At 60.0% G+C, this 14,422-nt stretch carries 11 protein-coding genes and 1 pseudogene; 7 read left to right on the top strand and 5 right to left on the bottom strand.

Annotated elements, in window-relative coordinates; all coding sequences use genetic code 11:
* Window positions 1–1,569 carry a DHA2 family efflux MFS transporter permease subunit gene (locus ABUK12_RS09155; RefSeq protein WP_410015981.1) on the bottom strand — a complete coding sequence of 523 codons (1,569 nt, stop codon included), beginning with the start codon at window positions 1,567–1,569 and terminating at the stop codon, window positions 1–3.
* Complete coding sequence (locus ABUK12_RS09150) at window positions 1,566–2,852, bottom strand: efflux RND transporter periplasmic adaptor subunit (RefSeq protein WP_410015980.1); 1,287 nt, start codon at window positions 2,850–2,852, stop codon at window positions 1,566–1,568. The genes ABUK12_RS09155 and ABUK12_RS09150 overlap by 4 nt, the downstream gene beginning before the upstream one ends.
* Window positions 2,853–3,643: 791 nt before the next feature.
* On the opposite strand from ABUK12_RS09150, the gene ABUK12_RS09145 reads away from it, so the two are divergent.
* From ABUK12_RS09145 to pbpG, 7 genes and pseudogenes are all read left to right on the top strand, one after another.
* Window positions 3,644–4,795, top strand: a complete 1,152-nt coding sequence (locus tag ABUK12_RS09145; RefSeq protein ID WP_410015979.1) for a helix-turn-helix domain-containing protein — start codon at window positions 3,644–3,646, stop codon at window positions 4,793–4,795.
* 307 nt (window positions 4,796–5,102) lie between these two features.
* Window positions 5,103–5,612: a spore coat U domain-containing protein gene (locus ABUK12_RS09140; RefSeq protein ID WP_410015978.1), complete on the top strand. Its 510-nt coding sequence runs from the start codon at window positions 5,103–5,105 to the stop codon at window positions 5,610–5,612.
* A gap of 16 nt (window positions 5,613–5,628) precedes the next feature.
* Window positions 5,629–6,354, top strand: coding sequence for a molecular chaperone (locus ABUK12_RS09135; protein WP_410015977.1), 726 nt, complete (start codon window positions 5,629–5,631; stop codon window positions 6,352–6,354).
* Window positions 6,327–8,705, top strand: coding sequence for a fimbria/pilus outer membrane usher protein (locus ABUK12_RS09130; protein WP_410015976.1), 2,379 nt, complete (start codon window positions 6,327–6,329; stop codon window positions 8,703–8,705). The genes ABUK12_RS09135 and ABUK12_RS09130 overlap by 28 nt, the downstream gene beginning before the upstream one ends.
* A gap of 2 nt (window positions 8,706–8,707) precedes the next feature.
* Complete coding sequence (locus ABUK12_RS09125) at window positions 8,708–9,175, top strand: spore coat protein U domain-containing protein (protein ID WP_410015975.1); 468 nt, start codon at window positions 8,708–8,710, stop codon at window positions 9,173–9,175.
* Window positions 9,176–9,246: 71 nt separating this feature from the next.
* A complete protein-coding gene (locus ABUK12_RS09120; protein ID WP_410015974.1) occupies window positions 9,247–10,446 on the top strand; it encodes a multidrug effflux MFS transporter in 1,200 nt (399 codons plus the stop codon).
* A gap of 390 nt (window positions 10,447–10,836) precedes the next feature.
* A pseudogene (gene pbpG / locus ABUK12_RS09115) lies at window positions 10,837–11,649 on the top strand (D-alanyl-D-alanine endopeptidase); the annotation flags it as partial.
* Window positions 11,650–12,020: 371 nt separating this feature from the next.
* Here pbpG and ABUK12_RS09110 read toward each other — a convergent pair.
* The 3 genes from ABUK12_RS09110 to ABUK12_RS09100 form a co-directional block, all read right to left on the bottom strand.
* Window positions 12,021–12,710 carry a glutathione S-transferase family protein gene (locus ABUK12_RS09110; protein WP_410015973.1) on the bottom strand — a complete coding sequence of 230 codons (690 nt, stop codon included), beginning with the start codon at window positions 12,708–12,710 and terminating at the stop codon, window positions 12,021–12,023.
* Window positions 12,711–12,785: 75 nt separating this feature from the next.
* On the bottom strand, window positions 12,786–13,262 hold the full coding sequence (locus ABUK12_RS09105; protein ID WP_410015972.1) for a GNAT family N-acetyltransferase: 477 nt from the start codon (window positions 13,260–13,262) through the stop codon (window positions 12,786–12,788).
* Window positions 13,262–14,248 carry a Gfo/Idh/MocA family protein gene (locus ABUK12_RS09100; protein ID WP_410015971.1) on the bottom strand — a complete coding sequence of 329 codons (987 nt, stop codon included), beginning with the start codon at window positions 14,246–14,248 and terminating at the stop codon, window positions 13,262–13,264. Before ABUK12_RS09100 ends, ABUK12_RS09105 begins: the two co-directional genes overlap by 1 nt.
* Window positions 14,249–14,422: the final 174 nt, after the last annotated feature.

Raw genomic sequence — 14,422 nt, 5'->3', positions numbered from 1 at the left:
TCAATGTGCTCCCGCATTGCCTTCGCTCTTGACGGGCGAAAGCAACAGACAAAAAGGTATAAGGATAAACGCCACCACCGCGCACAGGGAAAAGACGTCGATATACGCCAGGATCCGTGATTGGGATATCATCTGCTGATACATCTGGCCGGTCGCCAGCTGCATCGGATCGCCTATTTGGTGGGAAAAATCGCGGATTGCCGCCGCGGTGCGGTTCAGCGTCTGTTGAAACTGTTCGTTAAGCGGCGACATATTATGCACCATGGCGGCGCTATGGGCCTGGGATCGCTCGGTGATGGCCGCGGTGGACAGCGAAATGCCCACCGACCCCGCCACGTTGCGGAACATGGTAAACAGCGCCGAGGCGTCTGCATTCAGCCGCGGTGCCAGCGTGACGAAGGCGACGGTGGTCAACGGCACAAACAGGAAACCCAGCCCGATGGACTGCGCGCTGCGCATCATCACCAGGGTATTGAAGTCTACGTTGGGCACCAGATGGCGCGAATAGATAAACGACAGCGCCAGCAGCAGGAAGCCAAAGGCCACCAGCCAGCGGGTTTGCACGATCGGCATCAGCTTTAATACCAGCGGGATCGACAGGACAATCAGAATAGCCCCCGGCGACAGCACCAGCCCGGACAGGGTGGCGGTATAACCCAGTTCCTGTTGCGCCAGTTGCGGCATCACCACCGAGCTGCCGTAGAGGATCATGGCCATGCCGGCCATCAGCAGGCAGGCCACGGCGAAATTACGATCCTTCAGGCAGCGCAAATCCACCACCGGCTTTTTGGCATACAACAGCCAATAGACGGCGCCGACGATGCCGATGACGGTAAGCAGCGCGAACAGCCGGATAAAACCGGAGGTGAACCAGTCGTCGTCCTCGCCGCGGTCCAGCATTACCTGCAGGCAGCCCAGGCCCAATGCAATCAGGCCGATGCCGGTAAAGTCGATGCTGAGTTTTTTACCTTTCACCTTACGCTCCCAGGGGGGATCCTCCAGCAACTGGTAAATGGCCAGCAGGGTCAGCACGCCGACCGGGATATTGATCAGGAACACCCAACGCCAGCTGTAGTTATCGGTGATCCAGCCGCCGAGCGTCGGACCGACCACCGGCGCCACGATGATGGCGATAGACGACAGGCCGAACGCCTTGCCGCGATCTTCCGGCTTGAAATAATCCAGCAGTACCGATTGCTGGATCGGCTGCAGCCCGCCGCCGAAAAATCCCTGCAATACGCGAAACAGGATCATTTGCCACAGCTCGGTGGCGATACCGCACAGAAACGAGCACAGGGTAAACATGGCAATGCACAACAGGAAATACTGTTTACGGCCGAACACCCGGCTGAGGAACGCCGAAATAGGCAATACGATGCCGTTGGCCACCAGATAGGAGGTCAGCACCCAGGTGGATTCATCGTAACTGGACGACAGCGTGCCGGCGACGTGGGGCAGGGCCACGTTGACAATGGTGGTGTCGAGGATTTCCATAAACACCGCCAGCGTCACCACCATCGCCACCAGCCAGGGATTGCTGGCCGGCTGCCAGTTGCGTTCACCGCTCATTCCAGCAATACCTTCGGCGCCACCGACAGGCCCAGGGGCAGGGGGGTATTGGCGTCCAGTCCGCTGTCGATAACGATTTTCACCGGCACGCGCTGAACGATCTTGACGAAGTTGCCGGTGGCGTTTTCCGCCGGGAACGCCGAGAAGCGGGAGCCGGTGCCCTGCTGCACGCTGTCCACATGGCCCTGCAGCTTCATATCGGGAAAGGCGTCGACGGTAATCTCCACCTTATTGCCGGGGCGCATGCGTTCGAGCTGCGACTCTTTGAAGTTCGCCATTACCCAAATGTCGGGCGAGACCACTGAAAACAAGGCGCTACCCGCCTGCACCAGCATGCCGGGCTGGACATTACGCCGGGTCACATAGCCGTCGAACGGCGCGCGGACATCGGTATAGGAAAGGTTCAGATCGGCGGTTTCCAACTGGGCCTTCGCCTGTCGTACCTGCTGCTGCCGGGCTTCAACCGTGGCCTCGGCCTGGTTGATCTGCAGGGCGACCTGCGCGGCCACCTCCACCTGGGCGCGGGCGCTGGCGGCATCCGCGCGCGCGGCGCGCACCTGGGCGCTGGCGGTATCGATATTTTGCTGGGTGGTGGCGCGGGGATCCACGCCGCGCTGGCGGCGGAATTCCGCTTCGGCATTTTGCAGATTGGCGTCGGCCCGCGCCTGTTGGGCCTGGGCCTGGGCCAGTTGCGCCGGGTACTGCACCCTGGACAGCGCCAATTGCGCCTCGGCCTGGTGAAGCTGCGCCTCGGCCAGCCCCAACTGGGCCAGGGCCTGATCGTGCTGGGCACGATAATCCCGCGCATCGATTTGCAGCAGCAGGTCGCCTTTATGCACCCGCTGGTTATCCCTGACCGCCAGGTTAACCACGTAACCGCCGACTTTCGGCGCCACGGTCACCGCGTCGCTTTCGGTAAACGCATCATCGGTGGTTTCCTGGTTGCGGGTCGTCAGCCAAAAATAGAGGCCGACCACAATCAGGATCAGCACCACCACCCCAAGGATAATCAACGGTTTTTTACCGGGGCGCTTGCGCTGCGTTTCTTGCGCGCCGTCGCCGTCATCCCCGTGTGCCTCGTTGTCGCCGCCGGCGCTATCCCGTCCTGTGTCGTTATTCCTGCGGGTGTTCTGGTCGGCCCGATCCTGACTTTTTGGCGTCAGGTCGCCGCTGTCTTGTGATTGCCGGCCCGCCTGGCCGGCGTTTCCTTGTTGGTCATCGCCTTGGGCGGCGGCGCGCCTGGGCAATGCGTTATTGGATTCGCTATTGTTATTGCTGTCCATAGGCCTCATCAAAATATCGGCAGCGGAGTGCTGCGCCGGTGTTAAACAAGGGGTTAAGGGGGTAGTGAAACGAATTATAGCAAAGGGAAAAAAAGTCGCGGTTTTCCTGTGCTTGCCTTGGGGGCGTCAACAGGTGATTTATAACCTTATAAAAAACAATTAATTATCCTATTTGGTTTAAAAAGAAAGCCCGCGCGCGGGCAAAAAATGGGAAAAGCGTTAAAATTTATGTCAGGGCGTCAGGGTGCCGCTGGCGAAGAGCTATATGCCGGCCATGACGCGCTGCGATTCTCATGTCGCCGCCGTGGCAAAGGCAGGCGTAAACCGGGGTGTTTTAGGATTTTACTCATCCTGAAAATAAACACGATTAAAAAATATCATTTCTACGACGTTTAGAGTCAATAATGCTTTTCTGGTCTGTTTTATATCATAAATTAATTGCATTCAGAGCCTGAACGGCACATATTAATTTCCGGATTTAAGCCAAATAACCCTGCGTCAGTGCGCCATATAAACGCGGGTTGGCGATGGTTTTATTTTTTTTCTGGCGGCTGTTTTATCCTGAAACGGCGCTGTGCTTTACTTTTATGGCATTAATAAAAGCGCCCAGTCAATCTTTTAAGCTGATTTAAACAGGGTTTGTTACGCTATTTTTTCTGCCATGCTTCCGGGTAACAAGGATTATTTACGTTAACAGGAAGTTCACCGTCCGGGTATTGACGAACTGCTCCGTCTGTCAATTGTTACCGTGGCAAACCGTTAATGACACCCCCTGCGGGATACCGTTAATCATGACCAAGACCGCCATGCCCGCTATTGCCGCCGCCTTCCCCCTGCGTGATGATGACCCCGCGGGCGCGTTGCTGGCCCTGCCCGGGCGCAGCCGGGTGCGCCGGGTGATTATCCTCACCTATCCCGGCTGCTTTCTCGGCGAAATGGTCAAGCTGCTGGAAATGCTGGCGGGCTTAAACGATTTTGCCGTACGGCACGGCGGACAAAAAATACACTTCGTTACGCAGATCTACTCGGCGGTCGGCGGACGTATATCTTCGCCGGCCAGCCGGTTAATCCACGCGGAAACGCTGACGGTGCGCGGGCCGGTTCCGCTCAGTCCCGATCTGCTGATCATCGCCCACGGTACCCGGGCGGCCGCGGCCGCGCCCAATGAATTGTTATCCCGCTGGCTGCAGGCGGCTTGTCCCGGCGCCGGACAGATCGTCGCGCTTGGATCCGGCGTGCTGCGCCTGGCGGCGGCCGGGCTGCTGGACCATCGCCAGGCGACCACCCATTCCGCGCTGGCGCCGTATCTTGCCGAGCATTATCCGCTGGTCAATGTCAATATGCCGGCGGCGCTGCAAATTGACGGCAATATCCTGACCACCAGCGAACATATCAATTTGCGTGAACTGGCGTTGCTGCTGCTGAAAGGGCCGTTGCCGTTGGCTCGTCCCACCCAGGACGGCGAACGAATGCTGCGACTCGGCGATAATACCCCGGTCACGGCGCAGATATTCACCCGTCATGACACGATAGCCCATCGGGTGACGCTCTGGTGGCTGAAGCATATTGACGAGGATTTAAGCATGGAGCGATCGGCGCGGTTCATGACCATGAGCGAGCGCAGTTTTCGCCGCCATTTCACGCTCGAGGTGGGCTATTCGCCGTATCTTTTTTTGCTGCTGCTCCGGTTGGAATTAGCGCGTCAGGCACTGCTCGACAGCGCTTTGCCCATCGACAAGATCGCCCGGCGCGGCGGATTGCACGATGGCCAGCAACTGGCGCGCATGTTCCGCAAGTTTTTTAACGTCAGCCCGCACCAATACCGCACGCAGCCCGGCACGCTTACGCCCACGCTTGATTACCCCTTGTATGCGGCCCTGTTTGACGGCCGCGCCATTCCCTCCTGGCTGCGGGAATTACAGGAAAACGCCGTTGTTGAGTAACCGCATTGGTTAATACCGGCAAAATCAAAATATAAACTGTAATTCATTCTATATAAGCTAGCGTAAAATAATGGTCAATCCAGCCGCTATTATTCCCATTCGGCCATTATCCCGCGCAATGGTTAATATTTTCCGCAGACAAAATGATTATTAATGGTTTTGGCCGTTAAAGCAGGTGTTCCGTCCGGATTTGCGATGGTTAACATTACCGCGCCTTCTTTTTAACGGTTAAAATAACCGCGAGAAATGGCCGGTTTAACGCGCCAAATCCATTCATATCGCATATCGCTTCTTTCAAGGAAATATCATGTCCAGCCAACGTCTTTTTAAAGTCGGTGCTTTGTCTCTGTTGTGCCTCGGCGCCACCGTGGCTTCTTCCGCTTTCGCGGCCGGTACGGCCACCACCAATATCGCGGTTACCGCCGAGGTGCAGTCAGCCTGTACTATCGCCACTACCGCCATGGCATTCCCGGCCTATACCGGTACCGACGCGGTAGATACCACCGCCACCTTATCGCTGACCTGTTCTAACGCGGCGCCGTATACGGTTGCGCTGGGCGCGGGCACCGGCACCGACGCCACCACCGCGGTGCGCGTCATGACCGGTTCAGTGGCCGGCTCGACGCTGAACTACGGCTTATACCAGAATATCGAACATACCACCAACTGGGGTGAAGCCACCGGCGACGATACCGTCGCGGGCGTCGGCACCGGCGGTGAGCAGAATATTACCGTGTACGGTGAAATCGCCGCCAACCAGCTCACCTCGGCGGTCGGTGACTATACCGATACCGTCGCCGTAACCGTTACCTATTAATACAAGATCAGCCACTATGCCCCGTAACAATCATTTTATCCGGGCGCTTATGCTGGCAAGCCTGTGGGCCATCGTGCCCCAGGTTTCTGCGCAGGCATTGGCTATCGTTCCCATCCGTCAGGATCTGTCGTCCGCGCACCGATCCGCCAGTTTTACCCTGACCAATAATGCCGATACCCCAAGCGTTATCCAGATCCGGGGATACAGCTGGGTGCAAAAGGGTAATAACGACAGCTTCGTCAGCACCAACAAACTGTCGGTAAGCCCGCCGTTCGCCACTATTCCCGCCGGAAAATCACAAACCGTCAGGCTGCTGCTGCGCGAGCCGGCAAGCAAAGGCGAGGAATCCTATCGTATTATTTTTGATCAGATCCCCGATCGCGCCAACGCGAAAGTGCAACTGGCGATACGCTTTACCGTGCCGGTATTTTCCCTGAGCGCGGAGCCGGCGGCGGCGGATGTGCAGTGGCGGATTGAGCGCCAGGGCGACGGCATGATGCTGGTGGCGAATAACCTGGGCCTTAAACACAGTATGCTCTATAACGTGAGCGCCACCACCGTCGGCGGCGAACGCTTGAAGCTGACCGGCCCCGGCATGCCCTATATCCTGGCGGGCAATCAACAGCACTGGCTTATCAGCGATCCCAAACATGTCTTGACCACCGGGACCCGGATACATGTGCAAAACCCCGGTCCCCAGGATAAATCGGATCAATGGGTCAATGTCGGCCCGACGCATTGACAGCCGCCGGGCGGCGTCGCCAGCCAGGCCGCATGCTGGCCCTGGCGCTGCTATGGCCGATACTGGCGTGGGGCGCTGAAACGGCGCCCGCGGCAGATGCCGGCCAAAGCCTGTTGCTCAATGTCGTGGTTAACGGACGCATCCACGATAATATCCAGGAAGTCGCCGGCAAGCCGGGCGCCCTGCTGCTGACCCGCGCGCAGATTACCGCCTCCGGGCTGAAACTCACCGGCTCCTATACCGACACCGGCGGCGGCCTGATTGCGCTAAACAGCATCCAGGGCTGGACCTGGCGGCTGGATGAAAACGCCCAGATGCTGTTTTTACAGGTGCCGTCCGGCGACCAGATTGCCCAGCAGTTTTCGTCGGATAGCCTTTCCCCGGACGACAGCGCGCCCCACAGCGATCGGGGCGCGGTGCTGAACTACGACGGGCAGGTGACCGAGTATCATGGCGAAGAGAGCCATAGCCTGCTGGGCGATCTGCGGCTGTTCGGCGATAGCGGCGTGCTGGCCAACAGCGCCATTCAAACCCATAGTCCTTATCTCGACCGCACGGTTCGGCTGGAAAGCACCTACAGCTATTCCGATGTCGCCACCCTGCGTACCTGGAACGCCGGCGATTATATCAGCGGCGGCCTGGACTGGACCCGTCCCGTGCGCATGGGCGGCATGCAGATGACCACCAATTTCGGCCTGCGCCCCGATCTCGTGACGTTCCCCCGTCCGGGCATCAGCGGCGAGGTGGCGGTCCCGTCGTCGGTGGATATCTACGTCAACGGCCTGCATCAGATGACCCGCCAGGTGGATGCCGGGCCGTTTGACATCACCTCGCTGCCGGTAACCACCGGCGGCGGCGACGTCTCCATGGTGGTGAAGGACGCCAACGGCCGGCAGACCACGCAAACCCTGCCTTTTTACGCCAGCAACGCGATGCTGAGACAGGGACTGGAGTCCTTGTCGGTGGAAGCCGGCACGGTGCGGCGTGAGTATGCCAGCCGGTCCGCCGATTATACCGGCGGCGCGGCCTCGGTGAGCTACCGGCGGGGCGTATGGCCGGCGGTGACGCTGGAGACCCATCTGGAAGCCACGCAAAAACTGGTGATGGGCGGCGGCGGCGCCAATTTGCTGATCGGCGATGCGGGGGTATTGTCCGGTTCCCTGGCCGCCAGTCGTTATGGCGAAAAACAGGGGCAGCAGTACGGCATCGGTTTTTCCCATATGATGCACAGCTTCAGCTACGGCTTTAGCGCGCTCAGGGCGAATGCCGGCTTTTATGATATCGCCGCGGCCTATGGCGACAATACCGCCGGCACCACCCTGCGCGCCAGCCTTGGTTTCCCGGTCTATCCCGGCAACGGTTCGTTCGGCCTGGTCTATGCGCGCAAATTAGTTAATTACTACAACAGTTATAATTATGAGTCCCAACGGATAAGAACCTCGACCCTCTCGGCCACGTATTCGGCCCCGCTGCCGGTGTTGGCGGCGTTTGGCTATATCACGCTATTACATGATTTTGATTACGATAAGGGCAATAGCCTGTTTGCCGGCATCTCCATCCCTTTCGGCGCGCGGGCGAATATCAGTACCAGCGTAAGCGTCGGCCAGGGCGACAGCACGCAAACCTTGCAGGCGCAGCAATCAGCGGTACGGCACGGCGATATTGGCTGGAACCTGGCTGAGCAGCACGGCGCGGTGTCGCGGCAAAATGCCGGGCTGGAATATAAAGCCGACTGGGGGCTTATCGGCGCCGACGCCGAGCAGGGCAATGACGGCCACGCGGTCCGGGCTTCCGCCCGCGGCTCCCTGGCGGCCATCGGCGGTCATGTTTTTGCCGCCAATACCATTCAGGACAGCTTCGCGCTGGTGGATACCGACGGCTTACCCGGCATAACCGTCCTGCAGGAAAACCGCCCGGTGGGCAAGACCGACGGCCATGGACTGATGTTTATCGAGGATATCCGCGCCTACGAAAGCAACCGCCTGTCCGTCGACCCCAATGATGTGCCGATGGATGTCGCCCTCACCAATGACGTGCTGATGGTCAGGCCGGGCGATCGCGCCGGCGTGATCGCCCGCTTTCCCATCCGCCGCAGCCGCGGCGCCACCCTGCTGCTGGTGGACACGCAGCGGCATCCCCTGCCGCTCGGCAGCGTGGCGACCCTGGTGGACAGCGGCGCCCAGGCCATGGTCGGCTACGACGGCCAGACGTTTTTCGAGAATCTGGCGGAACACAACCGGCTTAAGGTCGAAACGTCGGGCAGGCCCGATTGTACCCTGAGCTTCGATTATCATCCCCAGGCCAATGTGCTGCCGCAAATCGGCCCCCTGACCTGTAATACGGGAGCCTGAATATGTTTTTAACACGCGTAAGGGGTGCCTGGTTCGTTATGCTTTGCGCCCTGTTTTCCGGTCCGGCGCTGGCCTACGATTGTTCCATCGCCGCCACGCCGCTGAGTTTCGGCGCGCTGGCGGGGGTCGACGGCGCCACGCGGCAGACCACCGCCACCCTGACCGTGGTCTGCCGCACCGGCGCGGCGGCGGCCAACGTCAGTTACCGGATTTTGCTTGACGGGCCGGCGGGGGAGGGGCAACGGCAAATGTCGGCCGGCGGTCATAACGCCGGTTATCAGCTCTATACCTCCGATAATTACCAGCAGGTGTGGGGAAACGGCGGCGGCGGGGCCATTACCGACGGCTACAGCCTGGCGGCCAACGCCACGGTAACCCGTACCTACACCGTTTACGCCAGGATGAGGGCCGGCCGCGACGATCGGCCGGGAAGCTATATCGCCACTACCCTTGTGCAACTGCTATATTAAACGCCAGGGGCGGCACGGTGTCGCCCGCGCCGGGCCGAGGTTGTCCGGCGGGAAAAAGGATATCCACGTTCATGGCTTTCGCACAACGACAGCTTGGTTATGCCCTGGTGCTGGGCTCGCTGGCCGCGCTCGGCCCCTTATGTACCGATTTTTACCTGCCCGCCCTGCCGCAATTGGCAGGCTCGCTTGCCACTAATACCGCCTCCGCGCAGCTGAGCCTCACCGCCGGCCTGCTGGGCCTTGGGGCCGGGCAGCTTATTTTCGGCCCGCTCAGCGATAAGCTGGGGCGCATGAGACCGCTGCTGTTTTCCCTGCTAATACTGCTGCTGGCCTCCATCGCCTGCGCGCTGGCGCAAAATATCGGCCAACTGCTGGCCGCCCGGCTGGTACAGGGGCTGGCCGGCGCGGGCGGCGCGGTACTGTCGCGCGCGGTGGCGCGGGATTTGTACAGCGGCATTGCGCTGACCCGGTTTTTTGCCCTGCTGATGCTGGTTAACGGGCTGGCGCCCATCGGCGCTCCGGTTCTGGGCGGCGCGCTGCTGGCCTGGCTGGACTGGCGCGGATTGTTTATCGTGCTGGCGGTGATGGCGTCGGCGCTGCTGGCGCTCAGCGCCTGGCGGCTGGAAGAAACCCTGCCCGCAGCCAGGCGCAGCCAGGCGCCGCTGCTCAGCGTTTTCGGCGGCCTGGGTCGCCTGCTGCGACAGCGGCAGTTTATGGGGCTGTGCCTGACGCAGGGGTTCAGCATGGCGGGCATGTTCGCCTATATCGGCGCCTCGCCCTTTGTCTTGCAGCAGCTCTATGGCCTGAGCCCGCAGGACTTCAGCTTTTGTTTTGCCGTCAACGGCCTGGGCCTGATTGCCGCCTCGCAGATCGCCGCGCGCACCAGCGCCAGGATCGGCGAATACCGGGTGCTGACCTGGGGGCTGGGCGTGGCGGGGACGGCCTCCACCGCTTTACTCTTGTGCGGCCTGTTCGGTTTGCCGCTGTCCTTTATCCTGGCGGCCCTGTTTTTTTCGGTTATGATCAACGGCCTGATCGGAACGCTGGCCTCCTCACTGGCGATGCAAACCCAGGGCCAGAATGCCGGCAGCGCCTCCGCCATGATTGGCGTGGCGATGTTCGCCCTCGGGGCGGTAAGCGTCCCCATTACCGGCATCGGCGGCACGTCGGCGGTGACCATGGGGATAACCATCTGGGGCTGCCATATCATTGCCGGCGCGCTTTTCCTGCTACTGGTCAATAGAAAAGCCCCGCGTCCGCGGCCCGAATAAACATATTGCCTGTAAAAGGTAATTAACTCCGTTTACCGGAAAAAAGCCGGGCAATTGCCGCTATTCCCCGCCGATCGCCCGCTAAGCAAAATTGGCGGGCGATATCGCTGAATATTGCCTGTTTGTTATTCATTAATAGGTCATTAATTGATTAATTATGGTGAAATAATATCTTCTGCGATGTTGCGCAATGCTGAAAGTTGTCAATCAAGGCGCCGCCTTTTTTGGTGACAAAAAAATACAGGCGTTAAGCGATTTTCGTTTGGGGAGAATCGGATATACTATGTCGTCATCAACTGCGGTCCCGCAGTATCTTTCAGGTAATGGCTAATGTTATCTTTTTTTCGTGTCGCTTGTTTTGGCGTGTCTCTTTTAACGCTTACAAATGTGATGATTAACGATGCACAGGCCGCCGTCGACGCACAGGCGGCGCCCCTGGTTTCGCCGCTGGTAATTGCCTCCGGCAGCGCGATTGTTTTTGATATGACGGATAATCACCTGCTTTATTCTTCCAATGCGGATAAAGTGGTGCCTATTGCCTCGCTGTCGAAGCTGATGACCGCCATTGTGGTATTGGACGCGCAGCAGCCCATGGATGAAATAATTTCCGTGGATATCCATGAAACGCCGGAATTAAGGGGGGTGTTTTCAAGGGTGCGCGTAGGCAGCGAAATTAGCCGGCGCAATATGCTGCTGCTGGCGCTGATGTCTTCGGAAAATCGGGCCGCCGCCAGCCTGGCGCATCATTATCCCGGCGGTTATTCGGCGTTTATCGCCGCGATGAATGCCAAGGCGCGCTCATTGGGCATGATGAATACCCATTATGTCGAGCCTACCGGTTTGTCATTCAATAACGTGTCGACGGCGCGCGATTTGTCAAAATTGCTTATCGCCAGCCAGCAATACCCGATGCTTACCGAACTCAGCACGACGCACGAGACCATGGCGACGTTCAGCAATCCGTCCTATACCCTGCCGTTTCGTAATACCAATCATCTCGTTTATCGTCCGGACTGGACCATACAGTTAACCAAAACCGGCTTTACCAATCCGGCGGGGCATTGCCTGGTGATGCGCACCGTGATCAATCATCGCCCGGTGGGACTGGTGGTATTGGACGCCTTCGGTAAATATACCCATTTTGCCGATGCCAGCCGTATCCGCAATTGGCTGGAAACCGGCCAGGCCACGGCGCTGCCGTCGCAGGTCTATCCGAAAGCTCCGGCGCTGCGCTCCACCCGCTCGGCCTATAAACCCGCGGCCCATCGCGCCCTGGCCAATAATAAACAGCCAGGCGATAAAGCGCTGAAACGCCATGCGACGGGGCAAACGGCGAAAAAGGCCGGCAACGCCAACGCTCTCCAGACGGCTGCCGCCCACAAGGCCAGGCGCGGACAAACGGCCGCCGCCGGTAAAGCCAAACCCGGCCAGACGGCGTATAAAAAAACCAAAGCCGCCAAGCCCGGCCAAACGGCATTTAAGAAGTCCAAAACCCATCCGTCCGGACAAACGGCGAAAAATGGCGCCGGCGATCGGGACAAACAGGTCGATTAAGGTGCCAACCGCGGCCGGCGCTACTCCGCCCGGCCGCGCAGATCCGCAATAATCTCTCCCTGGTTCGCCGACTCTTCCTCATGCGAGGCCTCGCGCCACTTCTCGGCCAGCGCATCCTGATACCATTGCGCCAGCGCGGGCAGCGCCAGCATGGTGCGGCACCATGCCTGCGCGGCGGTCGACAGCGGCAGGTCGTAGGTCTGCACCCGGAATACCACCGGGGCAAAAAACGCATCCGCGGCGCTAAATTCGCGGCCCGCCAAATACGGCCCGCCGAAACGGGAAAGCCCCTGTTGCCACAACGCATCCAGGCGCGTCAGATCGGCGCGCAGGGCGTCGGGAATCGCCCGCAAACGCACCCGCACGCCGCAGTTCATCGGGCATAGGCTGCGCAGCGTGCCGAACCCGGCATGCATTTCCGCCGCCGCGCAGCGCGCCCAGGCCCGGGCCTGGCGTTCTTCCGGCCAGATGCCCGCATGGGTATCCGCCAGGTATTCGGCGATGGCCAGCGAGTCCCATACCGCCATGGCGCCGTCATACAGCACCGGCACCCGCCCGGAGGGCGAAAAATGCGCGAAAAGAGGGTGATTGTCGCCCGACTGGAAAGGATGCAGCGCCTCGTCAAACGGAATATCCAGCGTCTTCATCAAGAGCCAGGGACGCAGCGACCAGGACGAATAATTTTTATTGGCAATATGCAATTGATACACGATGTCACGCTCCGTTGCTGTCGTGGGGTGGTAAGCCGCTGCCCAATACGCGCATCCCGCCGGCCTGCCGGGCCGCTACCTGGCGGCGGCCCGGCAGGGGGTCAGGGTAATGCGAAAACGCGGCGTTGGCTGACCGGGCAGCAGGCCGGTGTCGACCGTGCCCTCCGCGCGCGCGCCCATGCGCTGGTAAAAGCCGGCGGCAAGGGGGTGGCAATCAATGAGCAACCGTGCGGCGCCGGCCCGGTGGGCGGCGTTGATGGACCAGCCGAACAGCATTTTGCCGATGCCGGTATTGGCGTTGTCCGGCGCCACGAACAACCGTTCGAGCAGGGCGATTTCATCCTGGAGCAGCAGCTGGGCGGCGCCAAGCAAGGCATTGCCGGCCTCGGCGACGCAAATCAGCGAGTTTTCCATATCTGCCGGGCGAAAAGTCAGCTTATCGCGGCAGGATTGCCGCAACGCGTCGTCATAGCCCAATAAGGCTGTTGACTGCACGCAGAGCTCGGTGAGTCGGCTCAACTCATCGATACGGGCCGCTCTGAGCCGGAACATCAACGGTTTTCCGTCCGACAGCGGTAAATCCGCAGGATAAGGTCGGTAGCGCGCCGGGCATCTATGCCCGCGGCCAACGGCGTATCGCCCCGCGTAACCGCCCGCTCGAAATCCTCGAGCACCGCTTCGTGGCGGGAGGTGTCGGTCACCGCCGGGTTGCTGGCGCCGTCATCGGGCGCCGGTTCCGCCTGCTCCGCCGGATTGTCGAGGCCGGCGATGTGCCAGGCGCTGATCCGGTCGTTCAGCAGGGTAAAGGTGCCTTTTTCACAGCTGACCTCCAGGCGCGGAGGGTATCCCGGCGGGGCGCAGGTGGAGGCGACGATGGTGCCGATCATGCCGTCGGCATGGCGCAACACCACGGCGCCGTGATCTTCGGCCTCCATCTGGTGCGCGAAGGTGTCAAGCTCTCCCTGCACCCGTTCCGGCATGCCGAAAAACCAGATGTAGTTATCGATATTATGGCTGGCCTGCTGGATAAAGACCCCGCCGCCGTCAACGGCGTAGGTGCCGCGGTAGGCCGCGCTGTCGTAATACGCCTGATCGCGCCAGAAGCGGCAGCTCAGGTCGGCGGAATAGATTCGGCCGAACGCCTGCTGCTCAAGCAGGCGTTTAATGGCCCGGTTGTCCGGATTGGTGCGGCGCTGGTAGCTCACGGCCAACACCACCTGGTGCCGCGCGGCAACCCTTATCATATCGTCCATGGCGGCCTGGGTGATATCCAGCGGTTTTTCCACCAGCACATGCTTGCCCAACTGCGCGGCCTCGATGGCGCTTTGATGATGCAGTGCGTTGGGCGTGGTGACGATAACGGCGTCAAACGGCCGATCGACTTGCGCCAGCGCCGGCCAGCAAGGTAATGCGCCAACGGTAGCGCCCGCCGCTTTGCTGCGGGATATATACCCCACAGCTTCGCTTGCCGGCAATGCGTCCAGCGCCTTGAGATAGGTGCGGCTGATGTTACCTGTACCCACGATGACATATTTCATAACAGAGTCGATGCCTTGTTGAAAAATGAAGAACCGATCGTCCCTGAATATCACGATTGCCGCTGAAGCGCGGCCGGCCTTGCCATCGGGCATCGGACGGCGCCGCATAACGGATTGTCAACGCCTGTATAGACCGATCATGACTTGTAACACTGCCAAGCAGTATTGCAAAGG

The organism is Sodalis sp. C49 (assembly GCF_046352915.1).
Lineage (GTDB): Bacteria > Pseudomonadota > Gammaproteobacteria > Enterobacterales > Enterobacteriaceae > Acerihabitans.
The sequence above is the reverse complement of the archived record's forward strand: the minus strand, read 5'-3'. Positions and strand labels throughout refer to the sequence as shown.

Excerpts from the sequence above, each read along its gene's own strand:
- ABUK12_RS09125 (WP_410015975.1), top strand. The coding sequence starts at position 8,708 with ATGTTTTTAACACGCGTAAGGGGTGCCTGGTTCGTTATGCTTTGCGCC.
- ABUK12_RS09150 (WP_410015980.1), bottom strand. The coding sequence starts at position 2,852 with ATGGACAGCAATAACAATAGCGAATCCAATAACGCATTGCCCAGGCGC.
- ABUK12_RS09135 (WP_410015977.1), top strand. The coding sequence starts at position 5,629 with ATGCCCCGTAACAATCATTTTATCCGGGCGCTTATGCTGGCAAGCCTG.
- ABUK12_RS09105 (WP_410015972.1), bottom strand. The coding sequence starts at position 13,262 with ATGTTCCGGCTCAGAGCGGCCCGTATCGATGAGTTGAGCCGACTCACC.
- ABUK12_RS09145 (WP_410015979.1), top strand. The coding sequence starts at position 3,644 with ATGACCAAGACCGCCATGCCCGCTATTGCCGCCGCCTTCCCCCTGCGT.
- ABUK12_RS09120 (WP_410015974.1), top strand. The coding sequence starts at position 9,247 with ATGGCTTTCGCACAACGACAGCTTGGTTATGCCCTGGTGCTGGGCTCG.
- ABUK12_RS09140 (WP_410015978.1), top strand. The coding sequence starts at position 5,103 with ATGTCCAGCCAACGTCTTTTTAAAGTCGGTGCTTTGTCTCTGTTGTGC.
- ABUK12_RS09155 (WP_410015981.1), bottom strand. The coding sequence starts at position 1,569 with ATGAGCGGTGAACGCAACTGGCAGCCGGCCAGCAATCCCTGGCTGGTG.
- ABUK12_RS09100 (WP_410015971.1), bottom strand. The coding sequence starts at position 14,248 with ATGAAATATGTCATCGTGGGTACAGGTAACATCAGCCGCACCTATCTC.
- ABUK12_RS09130 (WP_410015976.1), top strand. The coding sequence starts at position 6,327 with ATGGGTCAATGTCGGCCCGACGCATTGACAGCCGCCGGGCGGCGTCGC.